Here is a 21,102-nt window from a genome sequence, read left to right on the forward strand (position 1 = left end):
CCATGAGCGACGCGACCGTTTCAGAACCCGGCCACCGCCTCAAGCCGCTGACGCCGGCGATGCTGCGCGAATTGTCGGTGCGCTCGAATCTCAGGGGTGCCGCCCAAAGCCTCGGCCATTACGGCGTGATCGTGCTGGTCGGTGCGCTGATCTGGAAGGTGACGTCGAGCTACGGCGTGCTCTGGGCGCTGCCGCTGATGGCGGTGCAGGGCTATCTCGTCGCCTTCCTGTTCATGGCGGTGCACGAGACCGCGCACAAGACCGCGTTCAGAAGCCGTGGCCTCAACCTCGCGGTCGGCAATCTCTCGGCCTTCATCATCGGATTGCCGTACGAATATTACTGCCTGTTTCACTGGGACCATCACCGCTACACCCAGGATCCGGACAAGGACCCGGAGCTGATCGTCGGCGTGAAGCCGGCCACCGATACGCAGCTCGCGATCGCCTATAGCGGCCTGCTTCAGGTCGCCGGGCGGCTCCGGCTGATGCTCGCTCACGCCGTCACCGGCAAGGTCGTCGTGCCCTGGATTCCCGAAGGCAAGCGCGCCACGATCGTGACCGAAGCGCGGGCCTATGTCGCGATCTATGTGCTGCTGTTCGCGCTGTCGCTGTGGTTTGAATCGGCGCTGCTGCTCTGGGTCTGGATCGTGCCGTTGATCATCGGGCAGTTCTTCCTCCGGCCCTATCTCTATGCCGAGCATACCGGCTGCGACACGACGCGCAGCGCGTTCCAGAACACCCGCACCACCTATACCGGCGCGATCGTCAAATGGTTCGCGTGGAACATGCCCTATCACGTCGAGCACCATGCCTATCCGTCGATCCCGTTTCATGCGCTGCCGAGGCTGAACGAGATCGTTGACGGCGAGATCGTCTATCGCGGCCGTGGCTACATCAGAACGACGCGCGAGACCTGGGCCTGGTTTCGCAAGCATCGACCGGCGGTCAGGTGACGGAGCGCCGGTGTTGCCGGCCCCGTAGTTTGTCGTGCTTCTGCCGGCTTCCGATAGGCTGCTTTACGGCGTGTTCATCGCATCTTCGGATTGGGCGGAATATTCCGATACCGGTTCGCCATGCAACCCATAAATCTTTACCAAAATCAACGGCTTGGGCGCTCCAGAAACGTACTTAACGAATCCCTCCGGATCGGGAAAGTTTTAGCGATCTGGCATTCACGACCCGTCGATGCCGCCGCTCTAACGTCGTGCCATCAGGGCGACGACATCGGGAGAGATTGGTGATGAATGCGACGAGAGACCGCCTTCTGGTGGTCGATGACGATCTGGTGCAGCGCGTCCTGATCGGCAAGATCGGCGCGAAACTTGGCTACGACACCGTCGTGGCTTCTTCGTACGAGGCCGCAACCGAGCTTCTGACCCGCGACACCTTCGAAGTCATGGCGCTCGACCTGTCGCTCGGTGAGCGCGACGGGGTGGAGTTGTTGCGTTTCGTGGCGGAGCGAGACCTTCGCGAGATGTCGATCGTGATCATCAGTGGCTGCGACGATCGCATCATGAAGGCAACGCGCAGGGTCGTGAACGGGTTGAAGCTCTCGCTCGGCGGCTGCCTGACCAAGCCGCTCGATCTCAACCGCTTGCGCAGCGCGCTGGAGTTGCCGCAGCGGTCGCCGCCGGTGGCGACCTCCGCCACGCCATCACTCCAGATCACGCCGGAGAGAATTCTGCGCGGCCTCGCCGATCAGGAGTTCTTCGTCGAGTTCCAGCCGAAGATCGGGCTTCAGACCGGAAAGGTCGTCGGCGCCGAAGCGCTCGCACGCTGGCGCACACCCGAATTCGGCATGATCTCGCCACTGGTCTTCATTCCAATCGCCGAGGAATCCGGTCTCATGCGCGAGGTGACGGACCGCGTTCTCTCGTCGGCGATGTCGCAGGGCCGCAAGCTGATCGAACGCACTCCCGGCTTCACCGTCGCCGTCAACATATCGGGCTCCCTGATGTCGGACCTGACCTTGCCCGATCGCATCGAGGAGATCCTGCGGCGCGAAAACGTCGCTCCGTCGTCCCTGACGGTGGAGATCACGGAGACCTCGGCGATGGCCGACGTCGATCGCGCCAACGACATTCTGGTGCGGTTGCGGATCAAGAATATCGGGACGGCGATCGACGATTTCGGCACGGGCTATTCGTCGCTCTCAGCGTTGGCGCGGCTGCCGTTCAGCGAACTGAAGATCGACCAGTCCTTCATCAAGGGCTGTGAATCCGATGACGACATGATGAAGATCGTCGATGCCTCCGTGGCGCTTGCGAAGGCGTTCAATATGAAGGTCGTCGCCGAAGGCGTCGAGAGTTCGGAAGCGCTCGAGATCATACGCCGGATCGGCTGCGACGTTGCCCAGGGGTTCTTCTTCGCACCCTCGCTGCGGCGCTCGAGCGCCGAAAGGTGGATATCGCAGCGCAATTCTCTCGTAGAGGAGCAGGCGGCTTCCGCGGCGCTGCCACAACGCGGCGCGCCGGGGCTGACGGCTTTCGCGAACTGAGGCGACGAACCCCGGTCGCAAGGCGACCGGGGCTGCGCCAGCCGATGCAGGACGTGCTCAGTAGATCCCGTACGCGCAGACATTCACCACGCGGACGCGCAGGCCATGGCGGGTGCGGACGACGCGCTCCTGGTAGCAGTTGTTGACGCCGGTGTTGACGTAGATGCCGCCGTAGCCCCAGCCGGGACCCCAGCCATGGCCCCAGTGCGGGTGGATGCCATGTGCCGAGGCGGCGGTGGGAGCCAGAGCGGCGGCGCCGAGCGAAGCGGCGGCGATCAGACCAAGTGTAAGCTTACGAAACATCGTCATTCTCCAGTGTGGCGCGGGGCCGTTGTTGTGTCCCTGCATCTCGGTCGAGCCGACGCGCGAACGCGTTCATGCGGGGAGAGGAGAATCGTGTTTCAGGATTGTTTCGTGGGCCTCGGCGACATGCGCCGATATCAGGCTTTCCGCGCCGCCCGCGCCGCGTCATGAGTCGATGTGCGATAGCGCGCGGCCATGGCCTGCGTCAGTTCCGCCATCTTCTCGCGCAGATCGGCCGGCTCCAGCACTTCGGCCTCGGGCCCAAGCCGGAGCAATTCGGCCGCGGCATGCCATGACGTTTTGCCGGTCGGCACTCTGGCGATGCGCCAGCCGTCAACGTCAGCGGTCTCTTCGAGCTGCGTGCGCGCCTTGACGTAAGGCTGGCTTAGCGCATCGAGCAGTTTCACGCCGAACGGCGACAGCCGCACGATCGCGACATTCGGATGCATCTCGGCTTCGAGGCGAAGCGTCGCGGCCTGCCAATAGGCGGCGAGATCGAAATCGGCGGGACGATCGAAGCGATCGTCGAGCGCGGTGCAGTCGAGCACGCGTGCAACGCGATAGGTGCGTACGCTGCCGTCGACCAGGCCCGCGATATACCAGCTGCCACCCTTCAGCACGAGGCCGAGCGGCGCGACGCGGCGCTGCTTCTCGGCGCGCCAGCTCTGGTAACGAATCTGGATCAGTGTTCCGCGCAGAGCCGCGCCGGCGATGGTGCGCAGATGTCTGGGTTCTTCCGCCTCGCCGAACCAGCCGGGCGCATCGAGGTGAAAACGCTCCTGCATCCGCCCGGCATCTTCGCGCAAGTTAGCCGGCAGTGCCGCCATCAGCTTGTTCTGCGCGGCGATCATCGCGGCATCCAGTCCGAGCGCCGCGGCGGGGCCCGGCAATCCGGCAAGAAACAGCGCGCCCGCCTCGCTCTGCGACAGACCGTTCAGCCTCACACGATAGCCATCGAGCAGGCGATAGCCGCCCTCGGCGCCACGATCGGCATAGACGGGAACGCCGGACGCCGCGAGCGCGTCGATGTCACGATAGATCGTGCGCACCGAGACCTCGCAAGCCTCCGCGAGTTCGGGCGCGGTGACCCGCCCCCTGGCCTGGAGGGTGGTGAGGATCGACAGCATCCGGCTCGCGCGCATGATCCCTTAAACCATACCTGACACAAGATGTCAGGTATGCCCGGCTACAAGCGCGCCATCGCCAGCCGGCCAGATGGAGAGCTGCCATGACCGATTCCCGCCGCATCACCCTGTATTATTCGCCGCAGAGCCGCGCCACCGGCACGCGAGTGCTGTTGGAGGAGCTTGGCGCGCCCTACGATCTCCATGTCCTCAACATGAAGGCCGGCGAGCAGCGGAAGCCGGCCTATCTCGCCATCAACCCGCTCGGCAAGGTGCCGGCGATTCGCCATGGCGAGGCGCTCGTGACCGAGCAGGTCGCGATCACGATCTATCTCGCCGATCTGTTTCCGCGGGCGGGTCTGACGCCTGCGCTGGACGATCCGCTGCGCGGTCCCTATCTGCGCTGGATCGCCTATTACGGCTCGTCATTCGAGCCGGCCCTGATCGACAAGTTCATGCAGCGCGAGCCGGCGCCGATCACGCAATCGCCCTATGCCGATTACGACACCATGCTGGGTGCGCTGGAGACGCAACTGTCGAAGGGGCCGTATCTGCTCGGCGAGCGCATGACCGCCGCCGACGTCCTGTGGGGCGTCGCGTTCAGCTGGACCATGATGTTCGGCATCGTGCCGAAGAAAGACGTTTTCGTCCGCTATGCCGACAGGATGACGTCGCGGCCCGCGTTCCAGCGCATCAACGCGGCGGATGACGAGATGGCGGCGCAGCATGCGGCCGCGATTGGGGGGTAGGCCGGCGCGTGCCTCAATCTCCGCTGTCGTCCCGGGCGGGCGTAGCGCGAACCCGGGATCCAACCACAGAAAGGAGTTTTGCGAAGATTCGGAGTTGCCAGCTTTGCACCATAACCACTCCCTGTGGTTATGGATCCCGGATCGGAGCTTCGCTTGTCCGGGACGACAGTTGAGCAAGAGGCGCGTCCTCGGACTCCCTGATTACGCCGTTCAAAACCGCGGCGCTCGCTTCTCTCCAAACGCCTTGATGCCTTCCTTGATCTCGTCGCCGCGCATGCTGTCGCGGTGGCGCTGGTCGGCGGCGGGCTCGTCGAGCTCGCCGCGAGCGAATTCGTTGATGGCGCGCTTCATGCCGCGCATCGCCTGCGGCGCGTTGCCGGCGAGGATGCCTGCGAGCTTGTCGACTTCCTCGTCAAGCGTCTCCTCCGGCACCATGGCGGTGAGATAGCCGATCCGCAGCATCTCCGGCGCGCTGATCTTCTGCGCGGTTAGGAATAGCTTCTTCGCATTGTCCACGCCGAGCCGCGTCACGTAGCGTTTGATGCCGCTCCTGTAGTAATGCAGCCCGAGCCGTGCGGCAGGCATGAACATCTCGGCGGTGTCGACGCCGATGCGGAAGTCGCAGGCGAGCGCGAGGTCGGTCGAGCCGCCATAGACGCCGCCATTGAGCCGGCAGATCGTCGGCACGCCAAGATCCTCCAGCCGGTTGACGACCACTTCGAACGCGGAGCCCGCGCTCTGCTGCTCGTTCGCGCTTACTGCGCGTTGGGCAACCGAGTTCAGGTCGTAGCCGGCGGAGAACGCGCGCCCGGTGCCTGTCAGCACCAGAACGCGGATGTCAGGATCCGCCTCGACCCGGTCGAACAGCTTGACCAGGTCGCCGAGATCCTCGGCCTGAAGCCGGTTGAGATGCTTTGGCCTGTTGAGGCGGATGGTGGCGCGCGCGCCGGTGATGTCGAGCACGGGGCTGGAGGCCGCGTCGGCGGTATCGGACATTGTTGTCTCCATTTACTTGTTTTCGAGCGCGCGGCGTTTGGCTTCCGCGTCGATGGTGTGGGCGAGGTCCGGATGCCGTGCCATCAGCACGCGGAAATCGACGAGGTCCAGCACCAGAAGCCGCGACACCTTCGTGGTCGAGACATTGGCGCCGCGCGAATTGTTGCCGAGCAGCGCCATCTCGCCGAAGAAGGCGCCCTCGCCGAGCCGCACCTTCTTGCCGGGCAGGTCGACCTCGACCTCGCCGGCGGCGATGAAATACATGCAGTCGCCCTGCGCGCCCTTGCGAATGATCATGGTGCGCGCCGGCAGCTCCATGGTGCGCAGCATGTGGGTGACGTCGGCTATGGCCGAAGGCCCCAGCGCTGCGAAGAACGGCACCTTGCTGACGGATTCCCAGGTCTTGAGGAAGTTGTCGCGGCGGGTCTCGGCGGCAAAGCCGGTCGCCAGAATTCCGGTCCACAGGCCGAACACGCCGAGGCCGGAGATCATCACCAGCGCCGCCACCACGCGCCCGAGCGGCGTCACCGGCACGACGTCGCCATAGCCGGTCGTCGTCAACGTCACCACCGCCCACCACAGCGCGGCGGGGACGCTGCCGAACGTCTGCGGCTGTACGTCCCGCTCCAGGAAATATTCGGCGACGGAGGCGAGGAAGACGACCATCAGGAAGATCACGAGCACGCTCACCAGCGGCCCGGATTCCAGCACCAGCACCCGGCGAAGCTGCCGCAGGCCGGGAATGCCCGGCACCACTTTCAGGACCCAGAGCACGCTGAGCAGCCAGGCTGTCTTGGGCTCGACGCCGAGAAGGAGTGCGACCGGCACAGCCAGGGCGCCGACGGCGTCGACCAGCCCGGCGGAGGAGGACATATAGAGCGACAGGCGCCCCGTGCGCGCCATGTGCCGCAGCCGGACCACCCATTCGAACACGAAATAGACGAGGCAGGCCCAGAGCACGGCATCGACCCAGCGGTGCTCCGTCTCATAGGCCGGGCCGACCGTCAGCAGCACCATGCCGAGCACGCCGACACCGACCGCCACATAGGCCGCCTTGGTCATGTTGCGGCCGGCTGTGGCGGCCACGAACTGGGCCAGAGCGGGAATCAGCGGCTTGGACATGGGGGAGGCGGGCTCGGTCGTGAATCCGGCGGTCCCGGTCGGGACCTCGATGCCAAAGTGCCCGCCCGGGCAGGGGTCGTCAACGACGGGTGCTGGCCGCCTGCAATGTCGTTGAACGGGGGCGCGGCTCCGGTGCTTCGGCGGGCCGGGCCGCCATGCCGGCGGACCGCGATTTCGAGATCTCCGACGAAAGGTCAGGCACTCTGAGCCGTCTTCACCACCACGACCTTGCTGTCGTCATGCTGGGGCGGGGCTGTATCCTGGGCGACCTTGTCGGCCTCGCCGGCATGGCGCTTGAGGTAGTCGCGGCGCATGCCGATCTCGTCGCGGACGAATTCGTAGCCGAGCTTGAAGGTGTCGAGCCCGTCGGTGCTGATCGTGCCGTCCCTGAGGCCGATGACGGCACCGCGCAAGATGCCCTCGAGCTCGTCCTGGAGACATTCGAGCTGATCGAGCGAATGGGCGTGCTCGATCCGTTCGCCAATGTCGAGGATGGCGGTGGAGAGCTCGCTGGCCTTCTCCGGCGCGATCCGGGTGATCTTGGCGTAGATCGCGGCGAAGATCGAGCCGATGACGCTGAGCGCGGCGGCGCCCAGATACATCAGGTCGCTGTACTTATCCATGAACGACTTGGTGTCGTCGTTGATGTAGTCGGCGGCCCCCTGATGAGCCATCACGAAAGCGTCCTTCTCGACGGAGGCCGGCTCGATCCTGCTGGCAAAGCCGTTGTCGAGGCGGAGCGCGGACTTGTTCTCGTAGATGGTGCGTGCGAGGTCGCCCGCTGCACTCGCGGACATCCTGGATTGCGCAACCAGCAGCCATTCCAGCCCGATCGTGTCGAGGTCGTCGTCGGGGATCTCGGGGGAGGCCGATAGCGTGCCGGCTGTCAGCGTCTCGTTCGAGAGGCCGGGGAATTTGCGCGCCAGTGCCTTGGCTTCGTCGATGGCGTTCAGCGTGAAGCCGCCGCGTTTGGCGACCTGCTCATAGGCCTTGTCGCGCACCGCCCTCGAGGCATGGACGATGGCGATCACCGCGCCAAAGCCGCTCGACGGTGCAAACAGCTTGTCGAGCGTTGCGCCCTGCGGCGCCATCTGGATCCTGGCGGTATCAGGACCGTCGGGGATGTCGAGGATGCTGCGCACGAAGGCGAGCGAGGATTCGCTCTCGGCGACGACCGCGACCTTCTTCTTCTTCAGCTCGGCAAGTGACTTGATCTTCTTGTTGCCGGGACCCAGCAGGAGCACGAGATCGTGCTCGAGTATCGCGAGCGTACGCGCCCGCAGCGGCACCTTGGCGTCGGTGCGCAGCACGGCGAGGTCGGCTTGCTTGCGGTCGAACTGTGCGAGCGCCTTGGCGTTATCGCCGTTGTTGACGATCTTGATCCGGACGCGCGAGGCGTTGTTCTTCAGGACGGCGGCGAGCTTGGCGGCGAACAGCGCCTCGTCGCTGTTGGGGGCGCCGACGGCAAAGGTCAGCGTCTCCGAATTGTGCAGCAAGGCGCGTCCGCCCCAGACGGTGGCGAGCGACAGAAGCAGGGTCAGAACGACGTAGAGAAACACCTGCTGCTGATTGGTCTTGATCACAGTGGGGCGCCGCGGCGGCGGCGGCTCTGTTGGTGACGTCGTGGGGCCTTCAGCACTCATGGCAGCACTCTGGCCTTGTATCTGGATGGCGGTGGCTCGCGGGATGCGATCGCGGCGGGCGCCCTGTAATTCCTAAATGCCTGAAAAAAGAACGTTATTCTCTATCTTCAATGATAGCGCGCCGATGCCGGAAAGCAAATTTCGAGCCGAAGGTAACCTTACTCAACTCAGGCGCGGCGATTGGTCATCCTATCACCAGTTAGCCACAGTTGGCGATTTTCCGGTTCCCCCGGCTGCATTCCGCCGCGGGAGATGTCATAAATCAGGGGTCCCGGCCATTTGACCGGTCCAAGAAGAAGTTGCGCTGAACGCTCCAATTTTTCTTGTCACCTCAATGAGGCGTCAGCTTGTCGTTTCCACCCATGTCATCGGCGGTTCCGGTCGAAGCGCTCATTGGCTGGATGTTGTTGCTCACCTTCAAGCACATCATCGCCGATTTCGTCCTGCAAACTGCGTGGATGGCGCATGGCAAGGATCAGAAGCACGGCTGGGCCCTGCCGCTGCTCGTGCACTGCCTGATTCACCTCGCGGTTGCGCTGCCCCTGATCCTGATCGTGGCGCCCAAATTCTGGTTCGTGGCGTTGATCGACTTCGTGATCCACATGACGATCGACCGCGCCAAGGGACTCGTCTCGGCCAATTTCGGCGTCGACCTGCAGCATCCCTGGTTCTGGACCCTGATCGGCGTCGACCAGGCGCTGCATCATTTGACCGGCTTCGGCCTCTCCATCTTCATGGCGGCGAACTGAGAGCGGTCGTCCTGTGGTCTCCGTTTGGAGGAAGCCCTCGCACCATGAAAGGTCGTCAGGCCCGGGCTTGTCCCGGGCATCCGCGTTCGTCGTGCGGCCTGGCGCTCCGTGGATGGCCGGGACAAGCCCGGCCATAACGCCTGGAGCGCATAGCGCCTCTGTTCGGTGCCCCACTGATTCGCGGCCGGCGCGCAAGCACCCCGGGTGACTACCGGCGGGGTTGGTTAACCTTTCATTAGAGAATTGCGCTGCATCTTCGGCGTCGAGGGAGAACTGCAATGTTTTCAAGCCGCGACGCCTTTGAAAGCGATTTCTGCCCGGTTCAGGACGAACTCCTTGGCGAGATGTATCGCGCCAGCGAGAGTGGCCTGCCGAGGCTGGTTGAGAGTGTTTCCCCAGACGCACGCGCGAAGCTGGCGCTGTTCTGCTACCGCCGCAGCCATCTGCATTCGCTGGCTGTTGCGATCGCAGGCAGCTGCAACGAGCGTGACCTGATCGAGAACGGCGGCCGTGTCGGCTCGACGCTCTACGCGCTGTCACGCGAAAGCTCGGCCAAGGCATCGCCGTCGCTGTCAGGCGGCCGCAAGCCGATCACGCTGTCGACCAAGCCGCTCTCGGTGCTCGCACCGCTCGATGACGAGCTCGACGACGAGATCGGCGAAGCCGTTCCCGCCTAAACGGCCTCGATTATCGGCAGCCCGAACTTCCGCCGCGCCATCGCGCATTCGGCATCGCCCGGCATGCAGGTGCGGCACACCTCCGGCCGCACTTCATAAATGCCGCAGGCCGTCTGCTTTCCGATCTCTCCCTTGAGCGCCGAACAGCGATCGCCCTCGCAGCGCATGCCGGATTGGCGTGCGTTGACGAGCGCTTCCGGGATTGCCGCAAGTTCCTCGTCACTCTCGATCGAGAAGCGCGGCCAGTTCTCCGAATAACCACAGCAGGCGCCGCAATTCTGGCAGCAGGTCGACAGGTCGATGGGGGAGGTCTCTTCCATCGTCGTCACGTGTCCTTTGGCGGGCCCCAGACCAGGCTCTGCCGCCATCTTGCGCGCAGCACGTCGCGCCTTTCCGGATATTTGTCGTCGAGATAGGTGGCGTCCACCACGCGGTCGGTGCGGAAGCTGCGGAAGTCGCTGCGCAGTTCGCACCAGGCCGCGAGCAGGCGCACGGCTTCGAGATAGCCGACCGAGATCGGCCAGATCATGCGCTCGCTGGGGCGGCCCTGCTCGTCGCGATAGCGCAGCATGATCTTCTTGCCTTCGTGGATCTGGGCGCGGGTGCGCGCCATGTCCAGGCGATCGGGCTCCCTGTTCCAGCTCGGCCGCGCGCGACTCGCGGGCTCCAGCACGAAGGGGCGCAGGCGTTCGGGCACGGTGTCGGCAATCTTGGCCATCAGATCTTCGGCCGCGCGCGCCAGCGTGGAATCGGCATGGCCCGCAACCCATTGCGCGCCCAGCACCGCCGCCTCGATCTCGTCGGGTGTCAGCATCAAGGGCGGCAGGTCGAATCCCTTCTCCAGGATGTAGCCCATGCCGGCTTCGCCGCGGATCGGCACGCGCTGGCCCATCAAGGTCGCGATGTCGCGATAGATGGTGCGCTTCGAGGTTTCGAGCTCGGCCGCGATCGCGTCCGCGGTCAGCGGCTTACGCGTGCGCCTCAGCACCTGGATGATCTGAAACAGCCGGTCGGCGCGTCTCATGACGATTCTCTCATCGGGGGCGGATCAGACGACGGCGCGTGGATGCTGACAGGATGTTGGCAGCAGCGGAGTTCTATACCGGGACAACACATCGACTGAAGAGGATTTGTCCATGATCATTCCAACCCATTTCGGCTCGGCGGCGCCGCTGTGGCGGGCACAGCTGTGGCCTGCCCGGGCGCTCGGCCGCCTCGTTTCGCTCGATCTCATGGCCGCCGACCTCCGATTTGCAGTCGCAAGCGTGGTGGCACGCTCGCTGGTCCAGGCCGCGGACGCGCTGGTCCGCCATGTGATGGGCCGCGCCTGGCGGGGAGCCCGTTTCGCAGAAGATATCACGGCTGCTGCCACCATGGTGGCAGCAGCCCGGCACTAGGTTCCGTCAACTCTTTCGGTCGTTCAGGAGAGCTTTCATGATCACGCTTTATGGCTTTGGCGCGGGCTTCGGCCTGCCGGAAATCAGCCCCTTCGTCACCAAGACCGAGGTGCAGCTGAAAATGGCGGGACTGCCCTACTGGAAGGAACGCGCGATGCCGCCCGCCTCGCCCAAGGGGCAATTGCCGTTCATCGACGACGGCGGCGAGGCTGTGGCCGATTCCACCTTCATCCGCGCCCATATCGAGCGCTGCTACGGTTTCGATTTCGACGCCGGCCTGTCGCTGGCCGAGCGCGCGCAGGCCTGGGCGTTCGAGCGCATGATCGAGCATCACGTCTATTGGGCGCTGGTCGGCGCGCGCTGGGTCGATCCGGTCAATTTCGCCAAGGGCCCCGCGCATTTCTTCGACGGCGCACCGGAGCACAATCGCGAGAAGCTGCGCGAGGACGCGCAATTCCGTGTCGCCGAGAACTATCTGCTTTCCGGCCTCGGCCGCCACGGGCCGGACGACGATATCGATCTCGCGGTGCGCTCGCTGTTCGCGCTGTCGGTGCAGCTCGGTGACAAGTCCTATCTGATGGGCAACAAGCCCTGCGGCGTCGATGCCACCGCCTTCGGCGCGCTCGCGGGGATTCTGACACCGTTCTTCGAATCCGGACTGCGCCAGCGGGCGGAGGGATTTGGGAATCTCACGGCCTATGTCGACCGCATGATGGACGCGTACTATCCGGAGTTCGCGTGGGCCCCACTGCGGCAGGCGGCCTGAGAAACAAAAAGAGCCGGCCCATCGGGCCGGCTCTCGTCGTCTCAAACCTGTCGCTGCGGCTACTTCACCAGCGTGTACTTGCCGTTCTTCACGGTGAGCAGGATGCGCGAGCGCTCGTCGAGGCCGTAGCGGTCCTTCTCGGTGAAATTGTAGACACCCTGGCTCGCGGCCATTTCCTTTTCCGACAGCAGCGCCTGACGGATCGCTTCGCGGAATTCCGGCGTGCCGGGTTTTGCCGTCTTCAGCGCCGCCGGGATCACGCGCTTCAGGATCTCGAACGCATCGTAGGAGTGACCGGCGAACTGGCTGCGGCTGTTCGGGCCGTACTTGGCCTCATACGCCGTGTTGAGCGCGAGGCCCGGCTTCTTGGTGGCGGCCTCGTCCGGCTGGTCTTCGGGGTCCATGACCGGACCCGACGCCATCAGCACGCCTTCAGCAGCCTTGCCGGCGATGCGGATGAAATCCATGCTGGCTGCGCCATGGGTCTGGTAGATCAGGCCCTGATAGCCGCGCTCGCGCAGCTCGGTCTGCGGCAGCGCGGCCGCGGTGCCGGAAGCGCCGACCAGGATCGCGTCGGGATTTGCGGCGACGAGCTTGAGCACCTGTCCGGTCACTGACGTGTCGGGGCGGGCGAAGCGTTCTTCGTCGGCGATGGTCATGCCCATCGGCCCGGTCTGGGCTTTCAAATCGTTGAACCAGAGGTCGCCATAGGAGTCGGAATAGCCGATATAGCCGATCGTCTTCACGCCCTTTGACTTCATGTGGTCGTACAGCACCTTGCCCACGATCGGGATCGGCTGCGGCATCGCCACCGACCACTTCATGCGCTCCGGTGTGATCGGAAACGGCGCGAGGCCGAAATGCGGAATGCCGGCCTCGTTGGCGACATTGGAGACAGCGATGGTCGGCGGGGTCAGCGCCGAGCCCATGATGATGTCGGCCTTGGATTCAGTGACGAAGCGGCGGGCGTTGGTGGTCGCGGTGGTGGGATCGCCGCCATCGTCGAGCACGATCACCTTCAGCGGCACGCCGCCGATCTCCTTCGGCACGAATTCCAGTGCGTTGCGCTCGGGAATGCCGAGCGCGGCGCCGGGGCCGGTCGTGGTGGTGGTGATGCCGATGGTGACTTCGGCGGTCTGGGCCAGCGCGGGCAGGGCCGGCAGGGCAAGCGTCGCAGCAGTGATGGCGGCGGTCAGGTAAAAGCGTTTCATTTATTCCTCCCTTGACGTGTTTCTTTGAAAGCAGAAATCGGGGGGTAATTCAGCCCCCTCTTTTGGCGATGCGGCGATTTAGCTCCGGACCTAACTCCCCGTGAATTTGGCTACCATTTCCGCAGGAAATGGAGCCGATTTCAGCTTGTCGGGGTTAACGGGGTCGCGGCCGACCAGGACGCGGGTCTCAAACCCCTCGATCGCCAGCGCCTCGCCCTTGTAGACGTTGTGCTTCACCTCGAAGCTCGAGCGCTTGATGCTCTCGATCCTGGTTTCGATAGTAATCCAGTCGCCATAGGTTGAGGGGATGTAGAACCTGGACCGCGTGTCGACCATGGGGATGCCCACCAGGCCGTATTTGCGGACCAGGTCCTGCTTTGAGAATCCGGCGACCTCAAACAGGGTCGACGTCGAATCGTCGAACATCGCGAAATAGCGCGGGTAGTAGACGATGTTGGCGGGGTCGCAATCACCCCACTGGATCTGGACGTCGCGCCGGTTCACGAACATGCGATTCTCGCCTTACTTCGGCGCCATGCGCAGCGAGCCGTCGAGACGCACCACTTCGCCGTTCAGGTACGAGTTCTCGACCATGTGCAGGGCAAGGGCCGCGAACTCGTCGGCATTGCCGAGACGGCGCGGGAACGGGATCGCGGCGGCGAGCGAGTCCTGGGCCTCCTGAGGCAAATTGGCGAGCAGCGGCGTGAGGAACAGGCCGGGCGCGATGGTCAGCACGCGGACGCCGAACTGCGCGAGTTCGCGCGCGATCGGCAAGGTCATGCCGACGATGCCGCCCTTGGATGCCGAATAGGCCGACTGACCGATCTGGCCGTCATAGGCGGCAACAGAGGCGGTGTTGATGATGACGCCGCGCTCGCCGGTCGCCTGCGGCTCGAGCTTGGACATCTCGGTCGCGGCAAGGCGCAGCATGTTGAAGGTGCCGATCAGATTGACCTTGATCACCTTGTCGAAATCGGCGAGCGCCATGGGGCCGTCGCGGCCGACGACGCGCTTGGCGACGCCGATGCCGGCGCAATTGACCAGCACGCGTGGCGCGCCGAGGGCCTTGGTCGCCTGCGCGATCGCGGCTTCCGCGGAAGCGGCGTCGGACACGTCGCAGGTCACAGCGACGCCCTTGATCTCGGCCGCAACGGTTTCCGCGAGCTTGGTATTGAGGTCGAAGACCGCGACCTTGGCGCCCTGCGCCGCCAGTCTTCGCGCGGTGGCCGCGCCAAGCCCCGATGCGCCGCCGGTGACGATGGCTGCCTGATCTTTCAACAACATGGCGTTCTCCTGAGGTGCGATGGTTTCTTAGCCGACCGATATCACACGGTCCGATGGATTGGCAGCGTACAGCTCGTCGATCAGCGCGCCACGATGCTCCAGCACCGCGCGCTGGTTGATCGAGCCCTTGTCGGTGACCTCGCCCTTGTCGATCGACAGCGGCGTGTCCAGCAGGATCGCACGCGTGATCCGCGTCGAGGACCCGGTGGCCTGGCTGAGGAAGCGCGTCAGGCGCTCGCGAAAAGCCTCGCGCACCAGCCGGTCGCGCGCGGTGACGGTGAGATCGTCGGCCGGCAGCGTCGGGTTGATCAGCCGGCAGCCGTCGAGATCGAGCAGCACGAGGGCGGAAACCTCGTCACGGTTGATGCCGGCGATGACGACGTCGCGCACGAGCGGCGCGCAGGCCGCAACCAGACGGGCGCGCAGCGGGCCGACGCTGACCCAGGTGCCGCTGCCGAGCTTGAAGTCCTCGCTGACGCGGCCGTCGAAGTCGAAGCCGGCATTGAGATCGTCGGGGTCGACCGCCTTCAGCGCATCGCCGAGCTTGTAAAAACCTTCCTCGTCGAAGGATTTCGCGGTGATGTCGGGCTGGCGCCAGTAGCCGGGCATCACGTTGGGGCCCTTGGCGCGCACTTCGAGCTTGCCGTTGTTCGGCACCAGCTTGGCGTCGTTGCCTGATACTGGCAGGCCGACATGGCCGGAGCGGCTGGTGCGCGGATTGACCGACATGAAGAACGGCGCGGTCTCGGTGGCGCCAAGGCCGGTCAGCATCGGCACGCGATAGCCTTTTTCCTTCACCGCGAGCTCGTCGAGGCTGTTCCAGACGAACGGCGAGAGCGCCGCGCCGGAGAAGAACATTGCGTGCAGCCGGTCGAAGAACTTCGCGCGCAGGCCCTGGTCGTCGCGCAGGTATGGCAGCAGAGACTCATAGCCCTTGGGCACGTTGAAATACACCGTTGGCGAAATCTCCTGGAGATTGCGCACGGTCTCCTCGATGCCGCCCGGCATCGGTTTGCCGGCATCGAGATACATCGAGCCGCCATTGTACAGCGTCAGCCCGATATTGTGGTTGCCGCCGAAGGTGTGGTTCCAGGGCAGCCAGTCGATGATGACGGGCGGCTCGTCCTTGAGGAAGGCGAGCGTCTCGCGCAGCATCACCTGGTTGGCGCAGATCATGCGCTGGGTGTTGATGACGGCCTTGGGATTGCCGGTCGAGCCCGACGTCAGCAGGAATTTTGCGATCGTATCGGGGCTGATTTTGTCGTGCACCGCGTCGAGATCGCCGCGGACCGGCGTCGCCATGAGGTCGGCGAGCAGGGTGACGTCGCGGCCCGGCACGCTGCCGTAGGAGGCCGCGATTTCAGTGCCGAGCGACACATTGGCGGCAAGCGCGTCGGAAAACTTGTCGGCATCCTCGGCGAAGACGAGGCCGGGCGTCAGCAGCTTCATCAGGTAAGACAGCTTGCCGTAATCCTTCGACACCAGCGAATAGGCCGGCGACACCGGGCAGAACGGAATGCCGGCATAGAACGCGCCGAAGGCGAGCAACGCATGGTCGATCGAATTGCCGGAGAGGATCACGACCGGCCGCTCCGCCGACAGGCCGCGCTGGATCAGCGCGGATGCGATATGCCGGCTCGCGGTGAGCAGTTCGGCATAGGTGATCTTGCGCCAACCGCGGCCACCTTCGCGCTCCGCCATGAAGACGCGGTCCGGCGTGGTCGTCGCCCAGTGATGTAGCCGGTCGGTGATGCGGACGGGATAGTCGCCGAGCGGCTGTTTGGGTCTGAGGTAGATCGTGCCGTCGTCGCGACGGTCGATATCGACGACCGGATCGCCGAAAGAGATCGGCCGCAGCGGGAAAGTGCTCGCGCCGCGCTCCATGCTGGAAGAGGACGGCTGCGCACTCATGGCTTCGGCTTCACCTTGGCAGTCTTGTGCTCGAGAAATTCGCGGATCCTGCGCTTGGCCTCCTTGTCGCTCTGCGCGACCGTTGCCATCAGCGATTCCATCAACAAGCCGGTCTGCGGATTGGCCTCCGCGATCATCGGCAGCGCCTGCAGCACGGCGAAATTCGTCAGCGGTGCGTTGGAGGCGATCTTGGTCGCAAGCTCCAGCGCCTTGCCGAGCCCGTTGCCGGCCTCCGTCAGATATTGCGCAAAGCCGTAGGAGGCGCCTTCGGTCGCGCTGTAGACGCGTCCCGTCAGCATCATGTCCATCATTCTGGCAACGCCGATCAACCGCGGCAGCCGCACCGAGCCGCCGCCGCCGACGAAGATGCCGCGCTGTCCCTCCGGCAGCGCGAAATAGGCCGAGGGCTCGGCGACGCGGATATGCGCGGCGCAGGCGAGCTCGAGCCCGCCGCCGATCACGGCGCCCCTGAGCGCCGCGATCACGGGCACGCGGCTGTACTGGATGCGGTCGAACACCCGGTGCCACATCTGGGAATGGAGCAGGCCGCCGGTGGCGTCGTGGTCTTGCAACTCGGACAGGTCGAGGCCGCTGGAGAAATGGTCGCCGATGCCGTGGATGACGACCGCGCCGATGTCCTCGGGCAGGGACGCAAAGCACTCGCCGATCTCGAGGATGATGCCGTCGTTGAGCGCATTGCGCTTGGCGGGGCGGTTCAAGCCCACGGTCAGAACCCGGTCCGCCCGCTCGATCCGGAGCAGCCCGGAGGCGCCCGCGTCAGCGGTGTTGGCGTTTCCCTGTGTCATTTGCGTCCTTATCAGAATAGTTATGTTGTATAACGAATTCTGGGGGAGTCAAGGAGGGCGGGACGATATCACCCCGGGGCAGGAGCTGCCCCTGGGTCCGACTCGGCGACCATAGGCGTTGCAGGCGTTTGACGCGCTGCTGTTGCCACACCCTCCGTCATTGCGAGCGCAGCGAAGCAATCCAGAATCTTTCCGCGGACGGACTCTGGATTGCTTCGCTGCGCTCGCAATGACGCGGTGAGGGCCTTCCTCACACCACCTGATGCACGTCGATCACGACGCGGTCGGCATGACGCGCGGCTGAGCCGACGAAGATGTGCTCCATCAGCCAGCGATACTTCTCATGTCCCGTCTCGAACCTCGGCACGGTGCGGAAATAGATTAGCTTGGGATCGACAGCCTCGCCCCGCTTGAGCTTCTGCAGCAGCTCGACCGGACCGAAGCGCATGCCTTTGTTCTCGACATAGACGACAGCGCCGTCGTCGGTCTCGAAGGCGTATTTCGCCTCGAGGTCGATCAGCTCGTTGGGCCGGATGGTCTGGAAATCGGCGCCGAACGGCAGCACCTTGCCTGATATCGCGCCCGTCACCTCGCCGCCGATGATCGGAATGATGCGGCGGACGCCGATGCCGGTCTCGCCGGCGGTGACGACGTCGCCGATGCGGGCGGTGATGCTGAAGACGTATTTGGTCTCTAACGTCGGTGTGGTCATCGCTTCCTCGTTAATGCGCCATCATCCGCGTCGGCAACCACGTCGCCAGCAGCGGGAAGGCGATCAGGATCACCAGACGCACCAGGTCCGTCGCCACGAACGGGATCACGCCCCTGAAGATGGTGGAGAACGACACGTCCTTCACCACGCTTTTGATGACAAAGACGTTCATCCCGACCGGCGGATGGATCAGGCCGAGCTCGACGGTCATCACGATGATGATGCCGAACCAGATCGGATCAAAACCAAGATGCATGATCACCGGGAAGATGATCGGCACGGTTAGGATGATCATCGCCATGGCGTCCATCAGGCAGCCGAGCACCAGATACATCACCATGATCAGCGCCAGCACGCCGTAGGGACCAAGGCCGAGGCCGGTGAGGAATTCGGTCACCTTCTGCGGCGTCTGCGTCACCGTGAGGAAATAGCCGAAGATCAACGCGCCGATCAGCACGGTGAACACCGCGGCCGCGGTGCGCGTCGCCTGGAGCAGCGAGGCCAGGATCTTCTCACGGTCGAGCCGGCCCGTGACGACGCCGATGATGAAGGCGCCGGTAGCGCCGACACCGCCGGCCTCCGTCGGCGTGAAGCGCGGGAGGAACGGCAGGCCGTAGAGGCCGCCGATGACGAACACGAACAGCAACACCGGCGCCCAGATGTCCTTGAGGCCGGCGAAGCGCTCGCGCCACGGCAGCACCTTGCCCTTGGGCAGGAAGTCGGGGCGGAAATAGCCGATCAGGAAGATCGTGATCATGTACATGGTCATCGCCAGGATGCCGGGAATGATGCCGGCGATGAAGAGCTTGCCGATGTCCTGCTCGGTGATGATGCCGTAGACCGCAAGCACCGTGGAGGGCGGCAGCATCGCGCCGAGCGTGCCGCCGGCCGCGATCACGCCGGTGGCGAAGGATTGCGGATAGCCGAACCGGCGCATTTCCGGATAGGCCACGGCGGAGAAGGTTGCGGCAGTCGCCACCGACGAGCCGCAGATCGCGGCAAACCCGCCGCAGGCGCCGACAGTGGCGATGCCGAGCCCGCCGCGCAAATGCCCGACGAAGCCATTGGCGGCGCGGAACAGTTCGCGGCTCATGCCGGAATTGCTGACGAAGGAACCCATCAGTAGGAACATCGGGATCACGCCGAACGTGTAGTCGGTGACCGTGCGCATCGTGACCTGGCCGACCATCTTCAGGGCCGGTGTCGCGCCGACGAGATAGCTGAAGCCGGACACGCCGACGAGGCCCATCGCCATGCCGACCGGCACGCGCAGCAGCATCAGGGCGAACAGGGATACGAAGCCGAGGACGGCGACGGCGTCGGTACTCATGGTCACTCGGTCACCTTGATCTTGGGTTCATGCATGTCTTCGGGATGGAAGATCAGCCGGTATGTGCGGATCGCGATCAGCAGCACGGCGCAGACGTCGCCGATCCAGGCGACGAGGAAGAACGGCCAGGTCGGCATGTGCAGATCGAAGGTTTGCACATTGTCGTTGTAGGTCAGGCGGACCTTGTCGAACAGCGTCCAGGTCTGCACCGTAACGACGAACAGCAGGACCAGGGTCGCGAAGACGTCGATCATGCGCTGGTGGCGCGGCCCGACGTTGCCCCAGACCAGGTCGACCGTGATGTGAGTGCCGCGATAGGAGGTCGCGGCGATGCCCCAGAAGATGAGAATGCCGAGCAGCAAGCGGCCGATGTCGAAGGAATCGGGTATCGAATAGTTCAGCGTGTTGCGCAGCAGCACCGACACGAAGATGTCGAGCGCGACGATGCCGACGAACGCCGCCGCGATCCATTCGATCGAGTCGATGACGCGGTCCATCCAGGAGCGCTTCATGGGGAGGTCCTGTCGAGTGATGCCATGCATTTGGTCCAGATGTCGCCGCGGGCTTCGCCTCTCCCCGCGTGCGGGGAGAGGCCGCAACGCATCGAAGATGCGATGCGGGTGAGGGGGACTCTCCGCGAGTCCGTCTGCCACTAGTTTTGCGGAAGCAGCCCCTCACCCCAACCCTCTCCCCGTAAGGACGGGGAGAGGGGGAGGAAGAGCCGATCGCGTCGCGGCGTCACTCCGCCAGCGCGTTGTACTTCTTCAGCGAGGCCTTCAGATCCGCCATCGCGGCGTCGGGATCGGCCCCGGCTTTCTTGGCGCCATCGCCCCAGGTCTTGACCAGCGGTTCGGCGGCCTTCTTCCACGCGGCGGTCTGGTCGGGCGTGAGCTTGTAGACCTCCTGGCCGGCTTCGGCCTTGACCTTGTCGATGCCGGCGTCCTCGAACTTGCCCCAATACTCGCCGACCACGCCCGCCATCTCGGTCGAGCAGTTCTTGTCGACGGCCGCCTTCTGCTTGTCGGACATCGAATTGTACTTGTCCTTGTTCATCACGAACACGAAGGTCGTGACATAGAGCGGCGCGTCCATGTGGAATTTGGTCACCTTGTCGACGCCGAACAGGACCAGAGAGCCCCACGGGAAAGTCACGCCGTCGGCGACGCCGCGCTCGATGATGTCGCGCACTTCAGGTGCGGAGGACTGCACGTTGGTGCCGCCCAGCGCGGTGACGAAGTTCGCCATCGTGGCGTGAGCCGGGCGGATCTTCATGCCTTTGACGTCCTCGGGCGTCACGATCTTCTTGGTGCGTACATGGAAGGACGACGGCGAGTGGACGAAGGCGAGGCAGTATTTGACGTCCTTCATCTCCTTCTCGGCATATTTTCGATACCAGGCGTCCAGTCCCATCGAGCCGCCCTTGGCGTCCGAGATCAGGAACGGCAGTTCGCCGGCGCCGATGATCGGGAAGCGGCCGGGCTGGTAGCCGGGATTGACATAAGTGACGTCGGCGATGCCGTCGCGCGCCATGTCGTAGTGGTCGAATGCCTTGCCGAGCTGCTGGGCGGGAAACACCTTGCCCGTGATGGTGCCGCCGGAATCCTTGTTCACCGCGGCTACCCAGTCTTCCAGCGACTTTTGCAGCGGATGCGAGGCCGGCACCCAGTGCGAGACCTTCAGGTCGAAGGTCTTGTCTTGTGCGAACGCAGGCGTCACGCTTGCTGCGAGCAGCAAAGCCAGACAGGCTTTCTTCATCGGTCGTCTCTCCCTGTTTTCGACGGCGGGCTTCGATGGCCCGGTCTCTTTAATTAACATGTTATCTAAT

Annotated in this window: 23 protein-coding genes; 7 read left to right on the forward strand and 16 right to left on the reverse strand. The window is 64.4% G+C overall.

Annotated elements, in window-relative coordinates:
- Positions 1–2 precede the first annotated feature (2 nt).
- A complete protein-coding gene (locus tag FNV92_RS04470; RefSeq protein ID WP_143841957.1) occupies positions 3–953 on the forward strand; it encodes a fatty acid desaturase in 951 nt (316 codons plus the stop codon).
- A 287-nt stretch (positions 954–1,240) separates the two neighbouring features.
- Positions 1,241–2,497, forward strand: coding sequence for an EAL domain-containing response regulator (locus FNV92_RS04475; protein WP_143841955.1), 1,257 nt, complete (start codon positions 1,241–1,243; stop codon positions 2,495–2,497).
- Positions 2,498–2,554: 57 nt separating this feature from the next.
- Here the strand turns inward: FNV92_RS04475 and FNV92_RS04480 are convergent, their stop codons facing one another.
- Together FNV92_RS04480 and FNV92_RS04485 are read right to left on the reverse strand one after the other, a co-directional pair.
- Positions 2,555–2,800, reverse strand: a complete 246-nt coding sequence (locus FNV92_RS04480; protein ID WP_014439553.1) for a hypothetical protein — start codon at positions 2,798–2,800, stop codon at positions 2,555–2,557.
- 137 nt (positions 2,801–2,937) lie between these two features.
- Positions 2,938–3,942 carry a helix-turn-helix transcriptional regulator gene (locus FNV92_RS04485; protein WP_143841953.1) on the reverse strand — a complete coding sequence of 335 codons (1,005 nt, stop codon included), beginning with the start codon at positions 3,940–3,942 and terminating at the stop codon, positions 2,938–2,940.
- 86 nt (positions 3,943–4,028) lie between these two features.
- Here FNV92_RS04485 and FNV92_RS04490 point away from each other — a divergent pair, with 86 nt between their 5' ends.
- Complete coding sequence (locus FNV92_RS04490; protein ID WP_143841951.1) at positions 4,029–4,673, forward strand: glutathione S-transferase family protein; 645 nt, start codon at positions 4,029–4,031, stop codon at positions 4,671–4,673.
- Between the two features lie 210 nt (positions 4,674–4,883).
- On the opposite strand, the gene FNV92_RS04495 is transcribed toward FNV92_RS04490, so the two are convergent.
- From FNV92_RS04495 to FNV92_RS04505, 3 genes are all read right to left on the reverse strand, one after another.
- Entirely contained in the window at positions 4,884–5,669 is a 786-nt protein-coding gene (locus tag FNV92_RS04495) for an enoyl-CoA hydratase/isomerase family protein (protein ID WP_143841950.1), read from the reverse strand.
- A 12-nt stretch (positions 5,670–5,681) separates the two neighbouring features.
- Positions 5,682–6,791 (reverse strand): cyclic nucleotide-gated ion channel, encoded by a 1,110-nt coding sequence (locus FNV92_RS04500; RefSeq protein ID WP_143841948.1) that lies wholly within the window; start codon positions 6,789–6,791, stop codon positions 5,682–5,684.
- Positions 6,792–6,985: 194 nt separating this feature from the next.
- A complete protein-coding gene (locus FNV92_RS04505; RefSeq protein ID WP_143841946.1) occupies positions 6,986–8,434 on the reverse strand; it encodes a TAXI family TRAP transporter solute-binding subunit in 1,449 nt (482 codons plus the stop codon).
- 401 nt (positions 8,435–8,835) lie between these two features.
- Between FNV92_RS04505 and FNV92_RS04510 the strand changes: the two genes are divergently transcribed.
- Together FNV92_RS04510 and FNV92_RS04515 are read left to right on the forward strand one after the other, a co-directional pair.
- The gene (locus FNV92_RS04510; RefSeq protein WP_186355519.1) at positions 8,836–9,183 is read left to right on the forward strand and encodes a DUF3307 domain-containing protein; all 348 of its coding nucleotides are present in this window, start codon (positions 8,836–8,838) and stop codon (positions 9,181–9,183) included.
- Positions 9,184–9,461: 278 nt separating this feature from the next.
- Positions 9,462–9,860, forward strand: coding sequence for a hypothetical protein (locus FNV92_RS04515; protein WP_014439561.1), 399 nt, complete (start codon positions 9,462–9,464; stop codon positions 9,858–9,860).
- On the opposite strand, the gene FNV92_RS04520 is transcribed toward FNV92_RS04515, so the two are convergent.
- Positions 9,857–10,180, reverse strand: a complete 324-nt coding sequence (locus FNV92_RS04520) for a YkgJ family cysteine cluster protein (protein ID WP_168213353.1) — start codon at positions 10,178–10,180, stop codon at positions 9,857–9,859. The genes FNV92_RS04515 and FNV92_RS04520 overlap by 4 nt on opposite strands.
- A gap of 5 nt (positions 10,181–10,185) precedes the next feature.
- Positions 10,186–10,884 (reverse strand): helix-turn-helix transcriptional regulator, encoded by a 699-nt coding sequence (locus FNV92_RS04525; RefSeq protein WP_143841941.1) that lies wholly within the window; start codon positions 10,882–10,884, stop codon positions 10,186–10,188.
- A gap of 112 nt (positions 10,885–10,996) precedes the next feature.
- Here FNV92_RS04525 and FNV92_RS04530 point away from each other — a divergent pair, with 112 nt between their 5' ends.
- Both FNV92_RS04530 and FNV92_RS04535 read left to right on the forward strand, forming a co-directional pair.
- Entirely contained in the window at positions 10,997–11,257 is a 261-nt protein-coding gene (locus tag FNV92_RS04530) for a hypothetical protein (RefSeq protein ID WP_143841939.1), read from the forward strand.
- A 37-nt stretch (positions 11,258–11,294) separates the two neighbouring features.
- Positions 11,295–12,023, forward strand: coding sequence for a glutathione S-transferase family protein (locus tag FNV92_RS04535; RefSeq protein WP_143841938.1), 729 nt, complete (start codon positions 11,295–11,297; stop codon positions 12,021–12,023).
- Between the two features lie 59 nt (positions 12,024–12,082).
- On the opposite strand, the gene FNV92_RS04540 is transcribed toward FNV92_RS04535, so the two are convergent.
- The 9 genes from FNV92_RS04540 to FNV92_RS04580 all read right to left on the reverse strand — a co-directional run bounded on the left by FNV92_RS04540 (position 12,083) and on the right by FNV92_RS04580 (position 21,032).
- On the reverse strand, positions 12,083–13,234 hold the full coding sequence (locus tag FNV92_RS04540; RefSeq protein ID WP_014439566.1) for an ABC transporter substrate-binding protein: 1,152 nt from the start codon (positions 13,232–13,234) through the stop codon (positions 12,083–12,085).
- A gap of 90 nt (positions 13,235–13,324) precedes the next feature.
- Positions 13,325–13,744, reverse strand: coding sequence for an acyl-CoA thioesterase (locus FNV92_RS04545; RefSeq protein ID WP_014439567.1), 420 nt, complete (start codon positions 13,742–13,744; stop codon positions 13,325–13,327).
- Positions 13,745–13,756: 12 nt separating this feature from the next.
- Positions 13,757–14,518, reverse strand: coding sequence for an SDR family NAD(P)-dependent oxidoreductase (locus FNV92_RS04550; RefSeq protein ID WP_014439568.1), 762 nt, complete (start codon positions 14,516–14,518; stop codon positions 13,757–13,759).
- 27 nt (positions 14,519–14,545) lie between these two features.
- The gene (locus FNV92_RS04555; RefSeq protein ID WP_143841936.1) at positions 14,546–16,429 is read right to left on the reverse strand and encodes a feruloyl-CoA synthase; all 1,884 of its coding nucleotides are present in this window, start codon (positions 16,427–16,429) and stop codon (positions 14,546–14,548) included.
- Positions 16,426–17,235, reverse strand: coding sequence for a crotonase/enoyl-CoA hydratase family protein (locus FNV92_RS04560; RefSeq protein ID WP_143841934.1), 810 nt, complete (start codon positions 17,233–17,235; stop codon positions 16,426–16,428). Before FNV92_RS04560 ends, FNV92_RS04555 begins: the two co-directional genes overlap by 4 nt.
- 250 nt (positions 17,236–17,485) lie before the next feature.
- Complete coding sequence (locus FNV92_RS04565) at positions 17,486–17,947, reverse strand: DUF3237 domain-containing protein (RefSeq protein WP_014439571.1); 462 nt, start codon at positions 17,945–17,947, stop codon at positions 17,486–17,488.
- Positions 17,948–17,957: 10 nt separating this feature from the next.
- Positions 17,958–19,277, reverse strand: a complete 1,320-nt coding sequence (locus tag FNV92_RS04570; protein WP_014439572.1) for a TRAP transporter large permease — start codon at positions 19,275–19,277, stop codon at positions 17,958–17,960.
- A gap of 2 nt (positions 19,278–19,279) precedes the next feature.
- Positions 19,280–19,789, reverse strand: coding sequence for a TRAP transporter small permease (locus FNV92_RS04575; RefSeq protein WP_143841932.1), 510 nt, complete (start codon positions 19,787–19,789; stop codon positions 19,280–19,282).
- A 226-nt stretch (positions 19,790–20,015) separates the two neighbouring features.
- Complete coding sequence (locus FNV92_RS04580) at positions 20,016–21,032, reverse strand: TRAP transporter substrate-binding protein (RefSeq protein WP_143841930.1); 1,017 nt, start codon at positions 21,030–21,032, stop codon at positions 20,016–20,018.
- Between the last annotated feature and the right edge of the window lie 70 nt (positions 21,033–21,102).

The sequence above is a fragment of the Bradyrhizobium cosmicum genome, assembly GCF_007290395.2.
GTDB classification, from domain to species: domain Bacteria; phylum Pseudomonadota; class Alphaproteobacteria; order Rhizobiales; family Xanthobacteraceae; genus Bradyrhizobium; species Bradyrhizobium cosmicum.